This window comes from Olleya sp. KKT75, assembly GCF_055635485.1.
Genome location: NZ_CM145759.1, coordinates 1,668,059 through 1,690,237, shown reverse-complemented (window position 1 = coordinate 1,690,237; position 22,179 = coordinate 1,668,059). Strand labels below are relative to the sequence as shown.

Genomic DNA, 22,179 nt, shown 5'->3' with positions numbered 1-22,179 from the left:
GGATCTGTTTTGTGCCTGGGTTATGCGATATTCATGGTTAATAATTCCTCATATATATCTTTACAACCGCTTCCAACAATAGAAAACGTTTTGTTTTCAGTTTTTGCTTTTTTATAAATAACCTTTAAAGCAGCAACGCCTTTTGTATCAATTTCAGTAACTTTACTAATATCAATCGTTAAGTTTTTTATAGTCTTAAAAGTGGTATTAACATGCTTTTCAAAACGTCTTGCTGTCATTGCATTTATTTTACCGTCTAATATAAATGTGTTATCGTTTCTAAATATTGTAAGTGCCATAAATGTAATTTTTAAATTGTTTTGCTTTATTTCTGATACAAAGATGCAACTCAAACCTCTCAGATTCAGTTGAATTTCGACGAGTGGACCATTGGTGTAGGTGAATGAATCAAAATGAATGCTTAACTTGCAACTGATTAAAACCCAGAACATGAAAATCAAATCAATACACCTACTTATTATACTTTTAACCTCTGTTTTTAGCTATGCACAAGACATGCAAGAAGGCTTTACTTATCTAGAAACTGGACAATACGCTAAAGCGGAAACGTTTTTTAGTACCATCTTAAAAGATCATGCCGACAATAAAACAGCAAGACTATGTTATGGTCGTGCTATTGGTTTAAACGGAAAACCAGAAGAAGCCAATACCCTTTTTACAAATCTATTAGCAGATTACCCAACAGATTTTGAGGTGAAATTAAATTATGGCGAGTCATTATTATGGAATAGTAATTTTCCGAAAGCAAAAACCTATTTTAAAAGCCTAATAGACGAAGACCCGAAAAGTTTTCCGGCCTTATTAAGTTATGCTAACACACTTTCTAATTTAAAAGAATACGAAGACGCGTTAACCTATGTCGATAAAGCATTAACCGTTTTACCAGGAAACCCAAATGCATTAACCTCTAAAAAGTACATGTATTTAGGTTACGCATACCAGAAGCAACAAGCGCGACAATATGATGAAGCCGAAGCTTTATTAAAGAAAAACCTAATCTTGTTTAATAATGACAAAGACACGTTATTAAACTTAGCCAACCTCTATTTAATTGCCAACAGATTAGACGATGCCAAAGCAACCTATGACATTTTAGCCCAAAATCCTGAAAATAAAATAACAGCATTAAACGGTTCTGCTCTAGTCGCTCACTTAAACGGAAAAGAAAAAGACGCCTTACAATTAAGTCAACAAGCATATGATAGTTTAGAGGATACAACAGATACAACCCTAACACAACAAACTACAGAGCGTTATGCACAAACCTTAATTTGGAATAAAAAATTTAAAACTGCAGATACGCTTATCGCGAAAATAGTTGAGACTAAACCTAATGAAAATTGGGTACTAGCATTGCGTGCTACCCTTAATATTTATAAAAGTGATTTTAAAAAGAGTGTTAAAGATTACGACCAAATTTTGGTTAACGATAGCACATCATTTGATGGTAACCTCGGAAATGCTAATGCATTAAAAGCTTTAGGTAAATATGAAGCAGCTTACACCTCTGCCGAAAACACATTAAAATTTTACGACAACCAAAAGGATGCTTCTAACTTTATTAAAAACCTAAACACAACATTTACCCCTTTTTACGAAGGAAAAGCATCTTACACCTTTGATAATGGAGATAACGAAGCTTTTGCTTTTAATAATAATTTAGAGTTTCCGTTTTCAACAAAATTTAAACTTTTAGGAAGCTACAACTATAGAAGTACAAATAACCCAGTGACAAACAACGAAGCAACATCGCATGACGCAAGCTTTGGTCTTTCTTACCAATTACTACCAAACGTAACTTTCAAAGGTACAGCAGGAATCACTTCTGCTAAAGCAACAACTAACGACTATACACAGTTATTAACGGATGTCTCTTTTAATATTAAGCCTTTTAAATTACAAGATTTAACTATTGGTTATAAACGCGAATTACAGAGTTTTAATGCTGAATTATTAGATCGTGAAATTGTACAAAACAACTTTTATGCTAACTACAGTTTAAACACTAATTTTAACTTGGGTTGGTTTACGCAGTACTTTTACACAAGCCAAAGTGATAGTAATGCCAGAAACTTATTGTTTACCTCATTATACTACAATATCTTACCAAAACCATCGCTTAAGGCGGGTTTAAACTACCAATATATTACGTTTAAAAACCAAGTACCTACAATCTATTTCTCTCCAGAAACGTTTAATGCAGTAGAGGTTTTTGCAAACCTGATTAAAGATGAAAACATCGCAAAACCTAAAGAATGGTTTTACGAGTTAACTGCAGCTACGGGGTTACAATATATAGAAGATGACAGTAGTCAAAGTACATACAGAATACAAGGTAAATTAGGCTATAAATTCTCAGAGCGTTGTATGGCAAACTTATTTGGTACACGAAGTAACATTGCGTCTGCAACTGCTGCTGGATTTACTTTTAATGAAATTGGTTTAAGATTTAAATGGTTACTATTTGAAAAGCCTGTATTTAGGGACTAAAATAAATAACATTTAAAATAAGACATAAAAAAAACACAAGCCTCACGCTTGTGTTTTTTAGTAAAGGATAGTGCTATTAATTTATCCTCTATTCGCTTTTACTGGACAACCTATTGCTTTTGTTAGAGTAACCGTTGGTTTTTTACCAGCTTCTAATGCTTTAATCGCATCTTCTACATATTTAACTTTTACATCCTCTGGCGATTTAGAATTATCATCAATTGCACCAATATATTGGACTTTACGATCTTTATCCAATACAAATACGTGCGGTGTTCTTACGGCTCCGTATTGTGGATAGATCTTCTGTCCTTCGTCTACTAAATAGACAAACGGAAATCCTTTTTCTTTAGCTCTTGCTTGCATTGCTGCATAACCTTCTTTTTCATTTTCAGGACTATTTGGGTTAATTGCTATTACAGCATAACCTTGTGGTGCATAGGTGTTATGTAATGCTATTAAACGGTCTTCGTATAATTTTGCAAAAGGACACTCGTTACAAGTAAAGGTCACAATATATCCTTTAGCATTTTTAATACTTGCTAAAGACACCATTGTTCCATCTACATTTTTAAGACTAAAATCAGTTGCAACGTCTCCAATATTATACCCTCCAATTTCTTCTAACGTTTTAGTTTGCTCTGGGCTACCTCCTTTTGGCGGTCCTTTTCTGTCACCTCCATGTGGAGGACCTTTACGATCTCCATCAGGATGCTTACCATCCGGTCCATGTTTATGATCACCTTGCTCTAAAGCGGTGTCATTTTTATGATTCTCTTTGTCCTTACAAGACACTAGTACAATTGCACATATAGCAATCATAGATAATACTGCAGTTATTCTTCTCATCTTAAATTAGTTATTAATTGTATTATTTATTTCAGTTTCTAAATCAGATTCACTTTCAAATGAGCGCTCAAAAAACCCGCGCTTTGTATTATTAAAAATAATAGTATACGGTATGGCTCCCGACCAATTTGGATCTATTTTATTTATCCAAGTATTAGCATCGGCATCGTCTAAAATCACCACTTTGTTAGTGATATTTTTTTGATTTAAAAATGGTTTTAGTTTGGCTTCAATATCCTTAGGAAAATCCATACTAACTAATAACACCTCAACATCAGGATGTTTATCCGCATAGGCTTGGATATATGGCAACTCTTTAACGCAAGGTGCGCACCACATGGCCCAGAAATTAACAATGTAAGTTTTGCTACTATCTGTATATAATAAAGGTTCTAACTGGTCAAAGTTGTAAACAGGAATATTTGTATTGTTTGCAACCACAACATCACTTTTAGTATTGTTACAGCTTACTAATAAACAGAACATAACTAACAACACTAGTGGCTGTTGTAATTTTAGTTTTAAAACGTGTCTTTTTTCCAAAATCAAGAAAGGGTTAAAAACATAAGACTTTCTAAATCCAAGAAGGTTTAATTTGGGGTAGTTTTAATTCTGTTAAATTTTTAAAAAGAAAAAATCTTCAGTCGTCATCTTTCAATATGACAAGTTGTATCAAAATTCAATTAAAAAAAGAGCTATTAAAATTACAACTCTAAATGCAATGCGTCTAATCCTATCCAATAGATATTACCTGTGCCATTTTGAGCCCTATTAGCCATCACTTTAAATTCTTTTATAGAATTTATTTTAGATGAATCTACTACAACTCTTTCGCTTGTAAAATAGAAAGTGTTGCGGTTAACATCTACAAATGGGCAAAAATCTAACTTATCAGAATTAATGTCTTTTCCCATGTTTTTTGATGGACTCCAACGACCAGATTTGTCTTTTAAACTATAATATAAATCGCCACCACCAAAGCCATCTGCCCGTCCATAAGAACTAAAAATCAACAAATTTTCTTCTGGATTAACATAAGCATTAAACTCGTAATGTTTTGTATTTATGGTACTGTCTAAGACCGACGGTTTTTGATAAACTCCATTTAATTTTTTCGACACAAAAAGATCTTCTTTACCTATCCCTTCCGGTTTTGTTGCCGTAAAATAAAGATTCCCGTTGTTGCTTAGTGAAGGGTAAAATTCGTCTTCTGTTGTATTTATAGTATTGTTCAATGGTTTTGGCTCGCCCCATTTACCTTCAATCTTATGACTATACCAAATATTATAATCTTTACGTGTATTATCGTTATTAATTGGTCTATTGGATGCAAAAAACAAGGTATTCCCTTGATCTGTATAAAAAGGTTCGATATCTTGATAAACTCCAGAAAAAGAAACTAATTCAGGTTTACTCCAAACCCCACCAACTTTATTGAGTTGTACTAAACTTCTTCTTTGTTGTTTATAATCTCCCAAAGTATACATTAATTGATTCCCGTCGGGAGAAACAGCTAAATCACGTTGATACAATCCTGTTGAGATAATACCGTCTCCAAATAACGTCGGTCTATTTTTAGTTTCTGCTAAATTTAGAGTTGTTTCTTGAATAGCATCTACCTCTTTACATCCTAAACAAATTAAGCTAATAGTTAACGCTAACAATAGTATGTGTTTTAATCTCACGTGATTTTAAATATATAAAAGGTTACTTTTTGTTGCCTAAATATACAACTTCAGGGTGTTTTACGTCACTATAAAAAGAAGAAGAAGACTTACTTACTTTTTAAAGCCAACCGTTTTATAAACCCACTCCATTACAAAGCAAAACACAATAATACCTAAGGCGACTAGCACTCCAGTAACATTAGTTTCAAATTGCTGGACAATAAGCGTACAAAAAGCTAACAGACACAATACACTAGCTATTAAATGTATGCTTTTTTTAGACTCTAATTCTTGATACTTTTTAAATCCTATATAGTTAACTAGACAAAAAATCAATAAAAAGCCCGCACTTCCAGCTGTAGAAATACTTTCTAGATTAAAGACATTAACCAATATAATGGATAAAATTGCAGTTACTAAATACCCAATAGGTTTGCCCCAAAAAATATGGCAAAAATAACGTGGTAACTCTTGATCTTCAGCAATGTCATAGTTTACGCGTCCACTTCCTAAAATGGTTGCATTAATAGCAGAAAAAGTAGAAATCAAAGCCGTAATGGTAATAATAGTAAATCCTATCTGCCCTAAAGTAGGCGCTGCTGCTTGTGCCAGAACATAATCTTTAGCACTTGCTATTTTTTCAAATGGTAAAGACCCAACGGTAACTATTGCAATTAATATGTATAAAACCACTACAAAACCGACTGCTCCAAAATAGGCTTTTTCTGTGTTTTTCTCACGGTCTTTTAAGTCTGAAATAGAATTGGCTATTAGCTCAAAACCTTCATAGGCTACAAAAATCACCATTCCTCCTGAGAGTAATAAAAAAGGACTTTCCCAATTGCTTGGCTGTAATTGATGTAAATTTTCTGGGTGTAAGGAAAACCCATAAAATCCAATGCCTATAAAAGCAACTAATATTAACAACTTTACTATAACCGCGACAGACTCAATACGCCCAACCAAACTTACACTTAGGTAATTAATGGCTAAGGCTAATATAATTATAAAGGTTTGACAGATACGCACATCCATTGCTTTCTCTCCTGTAATAGAAAATAACTCGGCTGCATAAGACCCAAATGCCGATGCATATAAAGCTAACATCACGATATAACTTATCCAAAGCAGGTTATTAATTCCTCCTGCAAAAACTCCGTTTCCAAATTGTTGATGCACAAACCTAACCGTCCCCCCATTTTCAGGAAACTTCCTGGATAATTTAGCATAAGAATAGGCTGTTAATAACGCAATAATACCTGCAAATAAAAAGGCAACAGGTGTTCCTCCTTTTGCTAATGACACCGCTAATCCTAGAACAGCAAAGATACCACCACCAACCATGCCTCCAACCCCAATAGAAATAGCGTCTTTTAATGTTATTTGTTTCCCCATTAGTATTACGTTTTAAGCATTAAAGGTACAACTATTAAAAAAAAAGAAACTTATGACTTATCACCAACAAAACCAAAAAAACCGAATGCTTTTCGCACTACAAAACAACTTAAAATACACTTTGTAAAATACTGATAACGGAACGTTTCATCTATACAATTACATATTTCATAAAAAAAACGTCGCAAAAGTCATGTTTTTTAACGGATTAATCCACTTTTAAACTGCACTTAATATTATATTTGTAATCAACCAATTACGTTTTCGCTAAAAACAATCAATCCAACACTACAAAGCCCTAACTTTTTAGTAATAAACAGCTTAACCATGAAAGAACTCTATAATCAGTTATTTCAAAAACACAAGACTGAAGATAAGACTTCATTAACCTACATGGACTCCTTGCAAAAAGATATTGCAATTGGCTCTTGGGAAGTAAACCTACAAACGGATACCGTTATTTGGAGTGCAATGACCAAAACCATACATGAGGTAGAACAAGACTATCAACCTAACATAAAAGAAGGCGTCAACTTTTTTTTAGAAGGGTATAATCGTGACTTAATTAGTCTATTATTTGCTAGGGCAGTTAATGACCAACAACATTACGACAGAGAGTTTCAATTAAAAACAGCAAAAAACAACATAAAGTGGGTCCGTATTGTTGCTTACCCTGTAATAGAAGATAATAAAACAAAGAAAGTAATTGGTGTATTACAAGATATTACTGAAAAGAACAATACGCTAAATGAGCTTAAACTAAAAGAAGAACTTATACGTACAACTTTTGAACATGCCCCAAATGGTATGGCTTTGGTAAGTTTATCGGGAGAAATAATAACATTAAACAAAACCTTTTGTGACTATTTAGGGTATACTACGGAAGAACTTATTGGATGTAAAATAAACAAGCTTTCTCATCCTGGAGACATAGATATTATCCCTGCCAATATTAAAAATTTAATAGATGGGGTTTCTGACAAGTTTGAATGTGAAAAACGGTATATCAAAAAAGATGGTTCGTATATAAATTGCATTTTATCGATATCAATATTGAGAAACGAAAATAATCAACCCATTCACTTTATTTCTCATTTAATAGATATAACAGAACGTAAAGTCGCCCATAAAGAAGTAGAAACATTACTAACCACTACTAAAAGTCAAAATGAAAAACTTTTAAATTTTGCACATATTGTCTCTCATAATTTAAGATCACATTCTGGTAATCTAGAAATGTTATTAGATATAATGAAAACTGATTTACCAGAATGTACAGAAAATGAGTTTTTCCCCTTAATAGAAGAGGCTGTAAATAATTTAAGCGAAACGATTAGTAATCTAAATGAGGTATCCATAATAAACTCTAAAGAAAGTAAAGATTTAAAAGCGGTAAACTTATTAAAAACAACACATACTGCTTTAGCTAATTTTAAAGCTAGTATAATAGCTACGGATGCTAAAATAAACATTAGTATAGACAGCAATATATATGTGCTAGTTATACCAGCTTATTTAGATAGTATTTTATTTAATTTAATATCTAACAGTATTAAATACAAAAGACCTGATACAACACCTGTAATTAATATTAGCGCCCAACAAACCACGGATTTTATAAAAATAACAGTATCCGATAATGGTCTTGGGATTGACTTAAATTTACACAAAAAGAAAATTTTTGGACTTTATAAAACATTCCACAAACATCAAGAAGCAAGAGGCTTAGGGCTTTATATTACAAAAAATCAAGTAGAAGCTATGAACGGAAAAATTAACGTAAGTAGCAAAATAAATGAAGGAACAACGTTTACAATACATTTAAAACATGAAGCACATTGACACCACCTGCTTAATTGATGACGATCGCATTTTTATATTTGCAGCCAAAAGAATACTAAAAGCAACTGAGTTTTGCGATAATTTTACCATTTATAATAACGGTGCCGAAGCTTTAACAGGATTAAGAGATATTATAAAATCTGGGAATAATATTCCTGATTTAATTTTACTAGATCTAAATATGCCTATTATGGACGGATGGCAATTTTTAGATGAATTTGTTAAGATTGAAAACTCTAAAAAAATAACCTTATACATTGTTAGCTCATCTATAGATCCCGCTGATTCAGAAAAAGCAAAACAATACGAGCAAATTACGGACTTTATAGTAAAACCAATAACTAAAGATGCTCTTACAGATATAGTTAACACTATAAATACTACATAATTATCTTAACAAAAAAAAGGCAAAAGATTTCTCTTTTGCCCCTAGCAGAAACCAATCGTAAAATGCTATTATTAGTTCTTAGGTTTCCACATCTATCAATCAAAACTATAATGAAAGCGCTATTTAACCAATAGCTTTAAGGGATTATAGTGTGCATTTGTGCTTGATAATTTACAGATATACAACCCTGAACTAAATTGTTCTCCATTTATTGCAATCTGATTTTTACCTACTTGTGTTTTTACTGTTCTATTAAGTACTACTTTACCTAATTGATCATATATAACCAACTGTACCGTTTCCGATTGATTAGACACAAACTGAATACTTGAAGTGTCCACCATTGGGTTTGGGTATGCTGCAAGCGTATTAATTGTTTGCGATTCAAAATCGTTTACCGATAAACTATTACCTCTTGAAAAACGAACATCTTGTAAATTCATTTCTTTAGTCGTAGTTACCCCATCATTACTTACCATTGTAAACACAATAGTTACAATATCATTAGCCTCTAACTCAGTATTTAAAGTCGATGTAAACTCTGAAAACATGATTGCATAACTTTCTAAATCCTCCGTTAAAGCAATTGATGTTTTATATTGCTCTTCCCAAATTGTAATACTTTCCTTTACTAAAGTAATTTCTAAATTACCAGTACCACTTGCTCTTAGCTTAAAACTATTATAATCTTCAGACACATCTACTGCTTTAAAACGCGGTGTTAATGCACGGTATGCAGCAACATAAGTGCTAGTTGTAGCATTTAGTGCTACGTTTCTTTCTATTGGAAAATCTTGATCATCAAAAGTCATTGTGTTTTCTGAGATTTGATAATTGTTTACTGTTGTACTAGCTTCAGAATCATCAACTCCCCAAGGTCCATCAGACATAAATAAATCATCAGGTGTATTAACACCATCACCTATTCTAAAACCAATATCAAACAAGTGTCCTGTTGGCACTGTTATGTTTGTAATATAGTTTTCGTTTAAATCAAGGTTAGACGTTGTGTAATTAAAATCGTTAGTTTCTGTTGTTCTAAAACCAGAATCAAAGTTCACCATTGTTGTTGCGTTGGTATTTATAATTTGAAGATCTAAAGCCCCATTATTATAATGTCCTTTTCTAACAAAAACTGTTGGAGGTGCTGACAATTGGTAATCTAAAATTGGCTTTTCAGTATCTAATAAATTTAGAACCTCTTGTGCTAAACTGTATAAATCGTCTATCGAATCTGACCAAATTTGAAAGTTATAAAATGTAACATCAGTTTCATATAAATCTAAATTCCAATGTGACTCTACTGCAAAATTAGCATCACTATTTTCAACTTTAGCGGATAAGCTTAATACATACTCGAAACTACCATCTTCGTTTTTTATAATAGACTTGATAAAAGCGTGATCATTAATATCCATCGTTGACACAGTAATTAATTCCGCTCCCAATAATCTGTCGCAAATATATTTAGTGTGTTCATAAACCCCATTTTCTGTTTTTAAGGCTAAAACCGAAGCGATAGAAGCTCCATTTTGCATGTAGTCTACTGAGTATACTTCTGTTGCATTAGTAATATTTAATAGATCTGTAGGTGTTGATTCTACTGCAAAGTCTTCATTAATTGTATTTAGTGGCACAAAATCTTGTAATTCAAAACTGTTGTTTGCTGTTCTGTAAGCACTACCTGTTTGACGACTAGTATCTTTAGTAACACGCTTTGCTGTTTTTTGATCAAACTTATAACTGGTTTTAGCACGGTTAAAATTTCTTTTGTTAATGGCTTCAGACAATCTTCCGTTACTTTCTAAACCACCATCGTTAGCTGTTGTTGGAGGTGCAATCACTTCGCAACTTCCAAATCCAGAACAAGAAGGGTCTTCGCAATCAATTAACCCATCACCATCATCATCAATTCCATTATCACAAATTTCTTGTAATACAGGAGCAGATGGGCAACGCGCACCATCATTACTAGCACTTGAAGGTCCAAAAGCAAATAAATTAGAATCCATTGTAGCGCCAGGTGTTACATCTTGAACACTTTGTATTACGTAAACCGTTCCCGTTTGATTTGCAGAAATATAAAAACGACCATCTGCATCAAAATAAACTGCACCATACGTATAATTTAATCCTGATAATATTGGCACTTCACCTAAAGCCTCAACAACACTAGTTGTTGGATTAATACGATATAAAATATTTGAATTTTTTTCTACTGCATATAAGTTACCATCAACTGCATTAAATGCCCAATCATGTACACTTATGTTTTGTGATAACGTTTCTGTAGATAAATATTGTGTATAAGTAGGAGAGTTTGGATTTAAATCCACTTTATAATAACTAGTTCCTCCGGCTTTAAAATAGTAAATGCCATCTGGGCTGATATCTCCAACATATTTATTACCCGTAGGTAATTCTGGAATTGTAAATGATGTTGTTGAAAAATCATTCCCAATTCTAACTATAGTTCTTGAAGGCGAACTTAAATACCCCCAAATAAAACCATCTGCAGGATTATAAGCTGTTGCATTAATATTACCCGGTGTAATATCTCTTGCAGCAAGATATGAATTACCTGATGCTAAATCAATTGCATAAACATCGTTATACTGAAACAAATACGCGCTATAATCGCAATTAAAAGGCGTGTCTTGCGCCTGACTTGTTACGCCTAAAAGTAGCACAGCAAGTACTAACATTTGTTTTTTAAAAGTGTGTAGTTTTGTTATCATGGGGTGTATGTTTCTTGTTTACAATACAAATTTACTTTTTAAACCTGCTTGAAATGTTGTTTTTCGATTGATGTGTTCTAAGTATAGACCAATGGTAATTAACTGTAGATAAGCGCTTTTAATATTATAACTTAACAAAAATATTAGTGAAGTAATTATTACCGTCAGCGTCTTGTTTTGTTGAAATCCCAAAATCTGTAAAGTCTGGATTTTGTATATTTTCTCTATGTCCTTCACTATTTAACCAAGCATTTACTAAAGACGCAGCAGAACTAAAACCATAGCCTACATTTTCTGAAACTGTTTTTGCATTAACAGCATCTTTTAAGTTTTGAGAACGTACATAAAAATAATCGTGACTTGGAGCACCTTGACCAACCATATACTGGTTATGAGAAATAGCTTCTTTTGAAGCTGCATTTAAAATATTTAAAGGTGTTAAACCTTCCGATATTCTGTAAGCATTAATTAACTCAGCAATTTGATAATCTAATGTTGAGTACTCTACATTTTCAACGGTTGCATTATACTCCTCTGGAATATCTAAATCATCTCCTTGAACTGAACATGACATTAAAAATGTACTTAATAATACTGCTGTGATAATTGCTAATTTTTTCATCGTGATTGGTTTATTTGATGACAAAACTAATTTGAAAGGCAGCCAGAATTATTGTTTTTCGATTAGCACAATTTTAAGTGTCGACGAATGGGTTAAACACTAAGTTAAACCGCTTTAGATGCATTTAATCGGATATTCGCTATGGTTTAAACGTAAAAAGAAGCACTTCCTCGATTAAAAAACCTCAGAAAATACTATTTTAAAATATTTAAAATGATAAAAATCAGCGTATTAAAGCAAGTTTAAACGCTTCATCAGCTCTGGTCTGTTAGAACGACTTACAGGAATAACGTCCTTTTTAATTAACACACTGTTGTCCTCAATATCAATAATTTTTTTAATATTAATAATATAAGAACGGTGTACTTTTAAGAATAAACTATCAGGTAATTTTTCTTCAATTTTCTTTAAAGTAGAATGCACTGTATAATTTTTATCTTCAGTTTTAACTTGGATATAATCGCCTTTAGCTTCTACTAAATAAATACTTGGAATATCTATTTTAATTAAACGTCTGTCAATATTAACATACAAGTCATTACCTGAGGACGTTTCTACTTTTTCAGACTCTGACACCGTTTTAACAGGTGCATCTTGAATAGCTTCAGCCTTATCAATTGCTTTTTGAAAACGCTCTTGCGTGACTGGTTTTACCAAATAATCTACAATACAATCATATTCAAAAGCTTGTATAGCAAAATTAGGATCTGATGTTGTTAGTACAATTTTTGGTGGGTTTTTAAGTGTTTCGATAAAATCAAAGCCTGTAAAATCAGGCATATGTATATCTAAAAAAATCAAATCCACCTCATTTTGATTTAAGTATTTTATGGCTTGCATTGCATTAGGAAAATCTTCTAAAACATTAAGACTTGGCACATTGGAGCACAATTGAGAAATAATCATTCTAGCTGTTGCTTCGTCATCAATAACAATACAATTCATAGTTTGGATTTAAAGGTCTACCAGATATTTTGTAATAGTTGTTAAAATAGCTTCAAACTGTTCTTTCTCGTCAGATTTACCATCTTCAAGACTTAACTCGTATGCTACAGCAACTTCATATCCTTTTTCGAGCCCTAAAATACTAATTTTATGCTTAAGTTTATGCACATTGTCCGCTGCTAATTTATAATTTTTAGCATTATAGTTATCAAAATAAATTTGTTTCTCTTCTGGAAACTCTCTTTTTATAATATCTATTAATTTTTGTTTGAAGGCTTTATCGTCTCCAGATAAGCTGTCAATGTAGGATTGATTAGGCTGTTCCATTTGGGGCTTTTTTTAAAGTGAAATAAAACGTGGTTCCAATACCGACCTGAGATTCAAGCCATATTTTACCACCGTATAATTCGACAATTTTTTTAACAATAGATAATCCAATTCCAGAAGAATCCGGATTATTCTCTAACTTCTCAAAGGTTTTAAAGATTTTATTAAAGTAGGCCTCTTCAATACCTTTTCCGTTATCTGTTATGTAAAATTGCCAAGAATCTTCTTGATCTTCAACACCAATTTTGATAACTCCTTGGTCTTTATCGTTGTATTTTATAGCATTACCTATAAGGTTTTGAAACAGTTGTTGCAATCTGTATTTATCACCTTTAATTGTAGGTAATTTAGTTTTTGTAATGCTAATATGCTCTGGTATCTGTGTGCTTTTTAGTATTTCTTGAACTAGATTATCAGCATCTACATCATACACTTCTATCTGATTTTTTCCAATAGTAGAATATTCTAATATTCCACTAATTAGGGTATCCATTTTTTCGACATTAGTCCTAATAAGATGTAGTGACTTTTTTCCGTTATCGTCAAAAACCTCACTATAATCTTGTGCCAACCAGGTGGTCAAGGTATCTATACTACGTAACGGTGATTTTAAATCATGAGACACCATGTGCGCATAGTCACTTAGCTCTTGGTTTTGATGCGCAAGCTCGTTTAACATGGACTGTTTTTGTTTATTCATCTTAACAATCTCTTTGGTTTGGTTATCAATAAAATCCACCAAATTAGATCCTGTTAACTCCACATCATCCGCTTGTTCGTCTTCTTTTAAATTATAAAATTTTAAAGTATCAATTACACTTTTAAGTTTATCAATAACTTCTTTTTGTTCTTCTGCTTCGTTTTGTAATTTTCTATTTGCCGCATACAACTCGTCAGAACTAATAGCCATAGCTCTCTGAATCATGCTAGATTGCTCATCAAAATTACGGTACGAGCTATCAATAGCATCAAAAAACTCAGTTAAATCACTGTTATTTTTTAATTCCGCATTTAAGTATTTTCGAATTTGTCTTTTTAATAATGAATTCATTATTCGCTTATTAGCGTTATCGTCATTGTTTGATTATGTAATTGACAACTAGTCTCTCCATGAAAAGGGGCAATTTCTCCGTAAGAATAAAACCCTGTAGTTACGGCGTCATTACCTATAACCTCAATAACCTCTTCTATTTCTTCTTCAACACGTTGGTCTAATACTAACTTTCTACCAATACAACTTACTAGTATTGCTAGTTCCGGTTTGTTTTTTCTGTACTGTAAAGCCTGTGTTGCAGCACGCTCTGATGCATTTGCAATATTATCTACATTAGTCATCATTAGCTGTACTTTAGAGTTTTCCTTAATATCTCCAGCTAAAATTACTGCATTTTCTTCTTCGTTTATATTTAAAATAGACCTAACTATAGATTGACTTTCGTCCGTAGAAGTCACATTTAAAGGGTACAATAGCGCTGCGCCAGGTAAATCTTTAGCCTTGTCTCCAAGATACTTTTTGTATAAATCTAGAGCGGGTTGCCCATCTAATTCAAATAAAATATTGTCTTTAGATTTGGTAACAATACGTTCTGGGCCAAAAGGCGTCCATCCGCCATGGATTGAAAAAGAAATCTCTAAGCTATCACCATAAAAACCTATGGCTACCAACTCTCCTTCTTTAGGGTTTTCATTATAGGCTGCTAAAGTTTTTTCAAAACGTGCATCATCCCCACATAAACCTCCTGTTATTACTAGATTGTCCTCAGTAGCAGAGCTCATTCCTTTGGTAAGCTGACTTCCATTAATAAAACTACCCTCAGAGACTACAAAGACATATTTTAAACCCTCTTGAGGTAATTGCTTGATTAGATCGCTTCCCGTTTTGTAACTGTCTAAATCCGTATTTAAAACATTGCTGGTTTTAATTATAAATTTACTTTTTTCAAATTCAACAGCAGTAATAGTAATACTATCTTGATTTACTGTATTTGAAGAAATCTCTGCGCAAGAAGATGCAAAAACAATATGTCCATCAGGAAACAATTGTCTAATATCTTCATAAACCTTTTTGTCTTCTAGCATGTATCTATTACCAAAGACTAAAACCAACGGTTCTATTAAGTCTTGTTTTTCGATAACATACTCCCAATCTTTATTTTTATGTTTTACTAACTGTACTGTTTTCATTGTTCTTTTTTTAATGTGAAATAAAAAGTGGTTCCGACGTTTGGCTCACTTTCTAGCCATATATCACCTTCGTGTAGGGCAATGATTTTTTTAACGATAGATAATCCAATTCCTGAAGAATCCTTACTTTTTTTTAACGAGTGGAATATCTTAAATATTTTATCGTGATATTTCTTTTCAATACCAATTCCATTATCTTTAATTGAAAACTTGTAATGACTTTTTAAATCCTCTACATCAATAATAATACTCCCACACTCTTTATCTATAAACTTAACAGAATTACTTATTAGGTTTTGAAACACCTGTTGTAGTTTGGTTTTATCTCCTTTTATATTTGGTAATATATTAAGGCTTTTAACTTCTATATGATCTGGTATATACAACATACTAACCAATTCATTAACCATACTATTTAAATCTACATCTGCTTTTATGGTATTATCAGCCCCAACACTAGAATAGTTTAAAACATCTGTTATTAGCTGTTCCATCTTTTCTAACGTAGACTCAATAAGTCCAAAATTCTGGAGACTTGCGTCGTCTAAAACCCCTTTATTATCCTCTTTTAACCAACTAACCAAAGCATTAATACTACGTAAAGGCGATTTCAAATCATGAGATACAATGTGCGCGTACTCTTGAAGCTCGTCATTACTTTTTTCTAGCTTTTCTAATAGTTTTTCTTTTTGAAGTTCTAAACTTTTAGTATCGGTAACATCTAAATGTATTCCAATAGACCCGATTACTTCTCCGTCTATATTATAATTTGGCGCTCCACTAACTAACCAATGTCTTGTTTTTCCTTTTTTACAAATAGCTTTAAACTCGTAAGAATTTGAAATACCATCTTTCCGTTTTTCGCGTTCTTCTTTTAATACATCATCGTCTTCAGCTGAAAAAAGCATTCTTGCATTTTTACCTATAACTTCTGCTTCGGTATATCCAGACATTTTTTCAAAGCTTTGATTAACCATTAGGATTTCATCGTTATTATTCAACTCAACCATTCCTAAATTCATATTAGCAATAATATTATAATATTTTTGCTTTTGCGCCTCCAAACTTTTTCTATAGGTACGTTTTAAAGTAACATCAGTAAAGGTCCATAAATACCCTTTAGCTTTTTCGCCTATAACAATTGGTGTATAGTTACGCTCCAAAATTTTACCGTCCAACATCTCCAACTCATCACCTATAACTGCTTTTTTTGCAGCATCAATAACACGCATTCTTTCTATAAAAGCGTCAGGATTTTTAAATAACACCTTATTTTTTTCCGAGGATACTTTACAATTTACACCCGCCAAATCTGTAGGGTCTGATGCTATACCAAAAAGCTCGCAAAATTTATTATTAGTAAGTACAATGTTTCTGTTTTCGTCCTCCAAAACAATACCACTATCCAGGTTTACTACTAGGGACGCCAATCTACTTTCTGATTCTATTAAGTTTTCTTCGGATTGTTTTTGATCTGTAATATCTCTAACAATACCTTGGGCAGCAACCGGTTTTTTATTTTTGTCAAAAATTACAGACGCATTAATATGCACCCACTTCACCTCTTTAGATTTTGTATATACACGGGCCTCATAACCTTTAAAGAAACCTTTGTTTTGTAATTCTAAAAAAGAACCTATGGCATATTGATAGTCTTCTTTATAAATAAGATTAACCACATTTACTTTATCTCTAGAGATATCATAACCAAATAATTTGGTAGCTGCTTCGTTAAATTTTAGAAAGTTACCCTCCAAATCCATAACAACATATGCATCTGCGATGTTCTCAAAAACACCTTGTAATTGTGAAGATTTTTCGTCTACTAGCTGCTCTAATCTTTGGGAAGTAAAATAGAGTTCTCTTGATTTTTCTTCAAGAATTTTCTCTGCAGCTTTTCTTGCTGCCTTTTCCCTTTTTAAAGCACGTTCTAATATTTCTGATTGATTTTGACTCATTAATTTTTATGAATAACAAATCTAACTTCCGTTCCGTCTTCTTTAATTTTTTGTAAATCTATTGTTGCTGTCGAATTAAAATGAGCAAACGTCTTATTCATTAACCCTAAACCAAAATGATGCATGGCTCTGCTTGAGGTATAAATCATTATTAAAGAGTTTTCTGTTTTCTCAACAACTTCAAACGTTGGTAATTCTGCATCTGGATAAATTTTCCTAACCTCGACATGTATATGATTTTCTATAGAAGATATCATCTCGATAGGATCCTTATAAGTTGCCAAAAGTCCCGGGTAACTATTCTCAATCACACTAAAAAAGTGCTCTGCATAAACTAATAATAAGTTATCTATGGAAATCCCAGTGTTTTCGCTTAAATGGGTTAATAATTGAAGCATTTCAGAAAAACTATATGTCCCAACTGCGGTATATATACCTTCAGACTCTAATGTAGAGCTAGTGATAATATTATCTACCATTTCTAGACCAAACTTCTCTTCTACTAATTCTAAAAATTCTGTAAAAACTATTCCTTTCATTATCTAAACTACTATTAATTCATTAACACTCCAATACGCTAACACCCTTTCAATCTTACTTACGTAATCTTCATATTTTAAAGGTTTGATAACATATCCTGCCACACCTGTTTTATAACATTCTAATAAATCTTTTTGATTATTAGATGTTGTTAAAATAATGGTAGGAATATATCTTAAGACATCATCCTTTTTTAAAATTTTCAAAAATTCTATACCATTAATTTTGGGCATGTTTAAATCTAATAAAATTATATCAGGTAAGTTGTCTTTTTGCTCTAATAATTGCAATGCATCTTCTCCATTATTGGCTTCAATAATTGTATGATCTAGCTTTAAAGTTGAAATTGTTCTATTTAACTTCATTACTTCTATCATGTCATCTTCAATAAGAAGAATTTTAAGTTTTTTAATCATTACGAGGGTATTTGTTATGAATTACCCGCAAGGTACTTTAATAGGAAAGTCGTTTATTTATAATTCGCTTAGAACGATTGTAGTGTCGGTGGATAGCGTTTAAGTGTCGACGAATGGAAAATGAGTTGTTTTAAGCTGCTTTACAATATTGAATAGATTGTATTGTATTAACCTCTGCACTGTACTTAATACGCGCTAATTCTTGAAGAAAACTTAACTTATAACTGTCTTCTTTTTTATTGTCTAAGTGCATTTCAAAACAAGAAATAAATTCTAATTGTTTTAAGCTAGTGTGTAAATTTTGACAATGTTTAGTTTTTAAATCTGAGGTCTGATTAATGCCACTATTTTGATTAAGAGGAGTTGTATTTATAGAAAATACTTTTGAGAGGATAGTATTTAAAAATTGAGTCATGGTAATGGATTTAAGTAATTAATTATGTCAAAATTACTTTTATAACCACCTCACTTTTTTAATTTTCTTTAGAACCAAATTATATGTCGTTAAACCGCATTTAAGTATCGATAAGCAAGCTTATTTCTTTAACTCTAACTGCATTTTTTTAGTCATACCTTTAACTACCATATCATAAGAATGGTCTATTAACTGTAAGATAAACTGAGGTTTCAATTCTGACTTATAGATATAAACAGTATTCCAATGTTTTTTATTAGAATGCCAACCAGGCACAATACTGTCATGGTCTGCACGCAGTTGTAACGCATATTCTGAATCACACTTTAAGTTTATAGATGCTAATCCGTTATCCCATTTTTCTAAAGGGAATAATGCAAACATTTTGTCCAATACTTTAAACACTAAAGTATGTGCATCAAAAGGAAACGTCTCTGTTACTTTTGGCTTACTTAAACAGTAATTTCTAAGTTGTTCTATATCCATAGCACAACAATATAAGATTTATTTTTGCTGTGTCGCTTTAGATTTTCGCGAAGTTTTTTTAAATACCTTATGATTTGACTTATCATCTAGGTTAATTAAAGCAGGAATATCTAGACTTATTAAAGTCTCATTGATGTATTGTAGGAATTTATTCATAACTTGAGGTGTAATTTTCTGATAACTAATGTATTAAAAACAAGCCTTAGCCCAAATAAATATAATCAAAATAATCGACACCTCAGATTAAAAGTAAATAATATCGATATAATAACGTTATTTTAACTTTAATTTTTCACCAGACTTAAGTTTAAGCGCTGTATAATCCAACTTCCAACCTATAGTTTCCACAATGTTCTCTACAAGTAATAAAGACTCTAACGCCTCTTTTTTTGCTACGTTATACAATCCACTTTCCGGCACCTTATCTCTAATATGTTGTTTTGCCTCCTCACTTAAATTAGTTAAATCTGTGGCTTCAAACTTATTAAAATAACCATCTTTTTTATCGTAATAATTAATATTAGTCTCGATAGACAAGATTTCTGGTTGCGGAAAATGACTGATAGTTACTGTCTTTTTTTTATGATTTGAAGTTAATTCAATCTTATTAAAATCATAGCCAACATAAGCTTTCGCATTAATAACTACTAACGCTTTTTTCTTACTAGATACTAGTTTTAAAAAACGCTCTTTAACATCTTCATAGTGGTAGATTTCGGCAAAATCGCCTTCTACAGTAATAAACTTACATACCTTTTTAATTTTGTCTAATAAGATTACAGATTGCGCTGATACCTTTTTTTTAGATTGTAAGTGGTTGTATAAAGTATAAATACCTAATCCAACAATACCGCCTATAATTAATGTAAAAAATGTTTCCATCTATTGTTCTATTTTATATAAAATGGGTTTACTTGGAGTTGCATCGTTTTCAATTGGTGCAATTTGAAGATTTAAAATATACTTACCATCCTTAACTTTGTTTGGCACATAAATAAACTCCGTTATTGTAGCGTCTTTTCTAATCTTACCATTAAAATCCCAAAAGGCTTTGTGCGCTAATAATTTACCATCATCCTTTTCCTTGTCTACACTTGGTAAATCTATAAGTAAATGTTTAACGCCAATTTTTCTAATAAACAATGCTGCTTCCTCTGTTAAATAAGGCCAGTTGGTATTGGAATACTGTCTAGATTTTTTCTCTTTAGTATTAGGCATTGTCCTAATAACTAAAGCCTGTGGTTTGCGTTGTTTTAATAAATATTGAAGCTGCGCCTTAGAAATAACCTGATCTTCACCTATTAATTCTGGTGCAACAGTAATGACTTCAGCTAAAAAGAAAAACTGTTTTAAACATTTGTTTACACTATAAAACTGCTCTGTAATATGACCAACACACTCTGTATGCGTCCCGTGTGCATGCGGATTAAACTGAATATTATTAAAGTTAATGGATGCACCTTTTTTAACACTTGCAGTCCAATCATTAACCACAACCGGCTCAATCTTTGGCTCGTCTAAATACCAAGCATTGGCATTGGTTTTTGACGCCCGAAGTGGCATTGATATATCTAAAGGTTGTGCTAAATTTACGGTGTACTTTTTGGTGTTTATGGTTATTGTAGAAATCATGTTAACTGTACTTGTTTCTGTGAGTTTTTAGGTTTTTTAAGTATGAAAATAGAAAATACAAATTAATACCAAAACGCGAAAATTAATTCAGCATAAATAAGTCCGAAGCAATCCCATCACTAAGAAACTTACCCGTTTTTGTTGTTTTTAAGTTGTTATCCTCAATATACAACATTTGTTTATTCACATACTGATTAGCTTGTTGCAACAAGTATTCCAAAAAGGGTTTTCCAAATTGTTTTTCGACCGCTGTTAATGAGACCCCCCAAATAGTGCGCAGTCCTGTCATCACAAATTCGTTATACTTATCATTTAAACTCAAAACCTCAACCTCTAATGGTAATTGCTCTTGATTAATTTTAGTAATGTAAATCGTATTATTTTTTACATTCCAAGCGCGTTCATCTCCATTAAAACTATGTGCCGAAGGTCCGATGCCTAAATAAGGCTTACCTAACCAATAGGCGCTATTATTTTTACTGTAAAATCCTTTTTTTCCAAAATTAGACAACTCATAATGGTCAAAACCTGCCTGAGCTAGAGCTTCTATTAAAATATGAAACTGCTCATGCGCCAAGTCATCATCCACATTATCAATTACTCCTTTTGCTATAAAACTAGCCAATGCTGTTTTAGGCTCCACTGTTAAGGCGTAACTAGAAATATGTGGCACTCCAAAGCTTAGTGCTGTTTGTATATTTTCTAACCACTCTGCATTGGTGCTGTTTGGTATACCGTAAATTAAATCTAAACTTATGTTATCAAAATATTGGGTTGCTAGCTGTAAACAGCGTTTAGCCTCCTCTGCATTGTGTGCCCGATTCATTAAAATTAAATCTTTTTCAAAAAACGATTGAATACCAATACTTAGACGATTAATAGGGCTTTTTGCCAATGCCATTATAACGTCTTCATTTAAATCGTCAGGATTGGCTTCTAAAGTAATTTCAGGGTCATCGGTAATTTTATAATTTAAATATACAGCATCAATAAGATATTGCAACTCCGCAGTAGATAATACACTTGGAGTACCTCCTCCAAAATAGATGGTTTCTACCGTTGTATTTTTAAACTCGTCTTTGCGCAGTTCTAATTCTTTGGCTAAAGCCGAAATTAACTGATCTTTCTTTTTCATTGACGTCGAAAAATGAAAATCACAGTAATGACAGGCCTGCTTGCAAAACGGTATGTGTATGTATATTCCTGACATTTAGTTTTTAATAAGTGTTGGTGACGGTCTTCTCGTTTTAAAGTAGATTTCTGC

At 32.1% G+C, this 22,179-nt stretch carries 22 protein-coding genes; 3 read left to right on the top strand and 19 right to left on the bottom strand.

The features are described 5' to 3' along the window. Positions 1 to 20 precede the first annotated feature (20 nt). Positions 21 to 299 (bottom strand): STAS domain-containing protein, encoded by a 279-nt coding sequence (locus ACZ2G2_RS07520; RefSeq protein WP_157823361.1) that lies wholly within the window; start codon positions 297 to 299, stop codon positions 21 to 23. Positions 300 to 450: 151 nt separating this feature from the next. Here ACZ2G2_RS07520 and ACZ2G2_RS07515 point away from each other — a divergent pair, with 151 nt between their 5' ends. Further along, a complete protein-coding gene (locus ACZ2G2_RS07515) occupies positions 451 to 2,511 on the top strand; it encodes a tetratricopeptide repeat protein (RefSeq protein WP_470394828.1) in 2,061 nt (686 codons plus the stop codon). Positions 2,512 to 2,592: 81 nt separating this feature from the next. Here the strand turns inward: ACZ2G2_RS07515 and ACZ2G2_RS07510 are convergent, their stop codons facing one another. From ACZ2G2_RS07510 to ACZ2G2_RS07495, 4 genes are all read right to left on the bottom strand, one after another. Further along, positions 2,593 to 3,360 (bottom strand): thioredoxin family protein, encoded by a 768-nt coding sequence (locus ACZ2G2_RS07510; RefSeq protein ID WP_232782537.1) that lies wholly within the window; start codon positions 3,358 to 3,360, stop codon positions 2,593 to 2,595. Positions 3,361 to 3,366: 6 nt separating this feature from the next. Then, positions 3,367 to 3,903, bottom strand: a complete 537-nt coding sequence (locus ACZ2G2_RS07505; RefSeq protein WP_470394826.1) for a TlpA family protein disulfide reductase — start codon at positions 3,901 to 3,903, stop codon at positions 3,367 to 3,369. A gap of 161 nt (positions 3,904 to 4,064) precedes the next feature. Then, positions 4,065 to 5,045: a TolB-like translocation protein gene (locus ACZ2G2_RS07500; RefSeq protein ID WP_470394824.1), complete on the bottom strand. Its 981-nt coding sequence runs from the start codon at positions 5,043 to 5,045 to the stop codon at positions 4,065 to 4,067. Positions 5,046 to 5,138: 93 nt separating this feature from the next. Then, positions 5,139 to 6,422, bottom strand: a complete 1,284-nt coding sequence (locus tag ACZ2G2_RS07495) for an APC family permease (protein WP_470394823.1) — start codon at positions 6,420 to 6,422, stop codon at positions 5,139 to 5,141. A 327-nt stretch (positions 6,423 to 6,749) separates the two neighbouring features. On the opposite strand from ACZ2G2_RS07495, the gene ACZ2G2_RS07490 reads away from it, so the two are divergent. Further along, positions 6,750 to 8,264: a sensor histidine kinase gene (locus tag ACZ2G2_RS07490; RefSeq protein ID WP_470394821.1), complete on the top strand. Its 1,515-nt coding sequence runs from the start codon at positions 6,750 to 6,752 to the stop codon at positions 8,262 to 8,264. Continuing rightward, a complete protein-coding gene (locus ACZ2G2_RS07485; RefSeq protein ID WP_470394820.1) occupies positions 8,251 to 8,652 on the top strand; it encodes a response regulator in 402 nt (133 codons plus the stop codon). The genes ACZ2G2_RS07490 and ACZ2G2_RS07485 overlap by 14 nt, the downstream gene beginning before the upstream one ends. A gap of 119 nt (positions 8,653 to 8,771) precedes the next feature. On the opposite strand, the gene ACZ2G2_RS07480 is transcribed toward ACZ2G2_RS07485, so the two are convergent. The 14 genes from ACZ2G2_RS07480 to hemW all read right to left on the bottom strand — a co-directional run bounded on the left by ACZ2G2_RS07480 (position 8,772) and on the right by hemW (position 22,125). Continuing rightward, the gene (locus tag ACZ2G2_RS07480; protein WP_470394818.1) at positions 8,772 to 11,390 is read right to left on the bottom strand and encodes a DUF6923 family protein; all 2,619 of its coding nucleotides are present in this window, start codon (positions 11,388 to 11,390) and stop codon (positions 8,772 to 8,774) included. Positions 11,391 to 11,514: 124 nt separating this feature from the next. Then, on the bottom strand, positions 11,515 to 12,012 hold the full coding sequence (locus tag ACZ2G2_RS07475; protein WP_090836520.1) for a CAP domain-containing protein: 498 nt from the start codon (positions 12,010 to 12,012) through the stop codon (positions 11,515 to 11,517). A 231-nt stretch (positions 12,013 to 12,243) separates the two neighbouring features. Then, a complete protein-coding gene (locus ACZ2G2_RS07470; RefSeq protein WP_090836522.1) occupies positions 12,244 to 12,957 on the bottom strand; it encodes a LytR/AlgR family response regulator transcription factor in 714 nt (237 codons plus the stop codon). Positions 12,958 to 12,966: 9 nt separating this feature from the next. After that, positions 12,967 to 13,284 (bottom strand): histidine kinase, encoded by a 318-nt coding sequence (locus ACZ2G2_RS07465; protein ID WP_090836524.1) that lies wholly within the window; start codon positions 13,282 to 13,284, stop codon positions 12,967 to 12,969. Then, positions 13,271 to 14,335, bottom strand: coding sequence for a sensor histidine kinase (locus ACZ2G2_RS07460; protein ID WP_470394815.1), 1,065 nt, complete (start codon positions 14,333 to 14,335; stop codon positions 13,271 to 13,273). The genes ACZ2G2_RS07465 and ACZ2G2_RS07460 overlap by 14 nt, the downstream gene beginning before the upstream one ends. Continuing rightward, positions 14,335 to 15,468 carry an FIST signal transduction protein gene (locus tag ACZ2G2_RS07455; RefSeq protein ID WP_090836528.1) on the bottom strand — a complete coding sequence of 378 codons (1,134 nt, stop codon included), beginning with the start codon at positions 15,466 to 15,468 and terminating at the stop codon, positions 14,335 to 14,337. The genes ACZ2G2_RS07460 and ACZ2G2_RS07455 overlap by 1 nt, the downstream gene beginning before the upstream one ends. After that, positions 15,465 to 17,426: a PAS domain-containing sensor histidine kinase gene (locus tag ACZ2G2_RS07450; protein WP_470394813.1), complete on the bottom strand. Its 1,962-nt coding sequence runs from the start codon at positions 17,424 to 17,426 to the stop codon at positions 15,465 to 15,467. The genes ACZ2G2_RS07455 and ACZ2G2_RS07450 overlap by 4 nt, the downstream gene beginning before the upstream one ends. Continuing rightward, positions 17,426 to 17,965 (bottom strand): heme NO-binding domain-containing protein, encoded by a 540-nt coding sequence (locus tag ACZ2G2_RS07445; RefSeq protein WP_090836532.1) that lies wholly within the window; start codon positions 17,963 to 17,965, stop codon positions 17,426 to 17,428. The genes ACZ2G2_RS07450 and ACZ2G2_RS07445 overlap by 1 nt, the downstream gene beginning before the upstream one ends. 3 nt (positions 17,966 to 17,968) lie before the next feature. Then, complete coding sequence (locus ACZ2G2_RS07440; protein ID WP_090836534.1) at positions 17,969 to 18,382, bottom strand: response regulator; 414 nt, start codon at positions 18,380 to 18,382, stop codon at positions 17,969 to 17,971. Positions 18,383 to 18,512: 130 nt separating this feature from the next. Beyond that, entirely contained in the window at positions 18,513 to 18,797 is a 285-nt protein-coding gene (locus ACZ2G2_RS07435; RefSeq protein WP_470394811.1) for a hypothetical protein, read from the bottom strand. Between the two features lie 120 nt (positions 18,798 to 18,917). Next, on the bottom strand, positions 18,918 to 19,283 hold the full coding sequence (locus ACZ2G2_RS07430) for an MmcQ/YjbR family DNA-binding protein (protein WP_470394809.1): 366 nt from the start codon (positions 19,281 to 19,283) through the stop codon (positions 18,918 to 18,920). Positions 19,284 to 19,556: 273 nt separating this feature from the next. Further along, a complete protein-coding gene (locus tag ACZ2G2_RS07425; RefSeq protein ID WP_470394807.1) occupies positions 19,557 to 20,165 on the bottom strand; it encodes a DUF4230 domain-containing protein in 609 nt (202 codons plus the stop codon). Then, complete coding sequence (locus ACZ2G2_RS07420) at positions 20,166 to 20,915, bottom strand: cyclase family protein (protein ID WP_090836541.1); 750 nt, start codon at positions 20,913 to 20,915, stop codon at positions 20,166 to 20,168. 82 nt (positions 20,916 to 20,997) lie between these two features. After that, positions 20,998 to 22,125 carry a radical SAM family heme chaperone HemW gene (gene hemW / locus ACZ2G2_RS07415; RefSeq protein WP_470394805.1) on the bottom strand — a complete coding sequence of 376 codons (1,128 nt, stop codon included), beginning with the start codon at positions 22,123 to 22,125 and terminating at the stop codon, positions 20,998 to 21,000. Positions 22,126 to 22,179: the final 54 nt, after the last annotated feature.